General features: G+C 51.2%; 1 protein-coding gene. It reads left to right on the top strand.

The window, feature by feature from the left end; all coding sequences use genetic code 11:
* Nucleotides 1-442 precede the first annotated feature (442 nt).
* The coding region (locus tag LI015_RS27920; RefSeq protein ID WP_264468480.1) for a reverse transcriptase domain-containing protein at nucleotides 443-1,135 on the top strand (693 nt) is incomplete at its 3' end.

Here is a 1,135-nt window from a genome sequence, read left to right as displayed (position 1 = left end):
TTTTCAGTGCGCCCGGCGGCGCACGTCTCTAACTGGTGAAAGTCCGGAATCCGCCCGGTGGTGGGAAGGATATAGCCGAAGGCAGGGGTGTTCATCGTGAGGTGAAATCTGAAGGAAGCCGGATGTGGGGAACATACTAACCCATGGGCAAATCTCTGGTCTGACGGACAGAAATCACATCAGGCCATGCGTGAGGGTAAGGCTGCTGAACAAGTCGAAGCCCAATAACCACACGGAATCACGTATGGTAAATGTGGCAGATAGATGGAGAGAAAGAGACGTGTGGTACCCGGGGAGGTCTGTGCGGAATGTCCTGAAAGGGATAACCATTATCGAAAGATAGTGCTGAACGTACAGAAGTCAGCCGAGGCCGTAGTAGTCGGGAGATGAAGGACCGAATCAACAGGAGTCTTTAGTACAACTGGGAAAGGAGGAAGGAACATTGGGTACAGAAAACAAAGACAGCTGCTCGCAAAGAGATAGCGCGGAACGTGAAGGGTATGTGAGAGCGCACCGTTCTTTCCGCCGGATATGGAAGGAAAGGGACAGTGCACAGCCGGAACTCTTGGAGGAGATACTGGAGAAGGGCAACCTCAACAGAGCTTTTAAGAGAGTAAAGGCAAACAAGGGGGCGCCAGGAATCGACGGGATTACCGTGGAGGAAATAGGCGCATACCTGAGGGAAAACCAGAAAGAACTTATCGAGAGAATCAGAAGGGGAAAGTACACCCCCGACCCGGTAAGACGAGTGGAGATTCCCAAGCCAGACGGTGGAATACGAAAGCTGGGCATTCCAACCGTAAAAGACCGCATTTTCCAACAGGCCATAACACAGCGCCTTACACCGGTCTACGAGCCGTTGTTCCCGGAGAACAGTTACGGTTATCGCCCGGGAAGAAGCGCGAAAGATGCCATTCAGAAGGTGAAAGAGTATGCAGAGCAGGGATATATCCATGCGGTAGCATTGGACTTGTCGAAATACTTTGATACCCTGAACCATGAGATACTCCTGAATATCCTGCGCAGAAATGTGAGGGACGAAAGGGTAATCCAGTGGATTAAGAGGTACTTAAAGAGTGGCGTGATGGAAAACGGAGTAGTCATGGAAACAGAAGAAGGTTCGCCGCAAGGAGGA

The sequence above is a fragment of the Enterocloster sp. 210928-DFI.2.20 genome, assembly GCF_020554465.1.
GTDB classification, from domain to species: domain Bacteria; phylum Bacillota; class Clostridia; order Lachnospirales; family Lachnospiraceae; genus Enterocloster; species Enterocloster bolteae.
The sequence above is the reverse complement of the archived record's forward strand: the minus strand, read 5'-3'. Positions and strand labels throughout refer to the sequence as shown.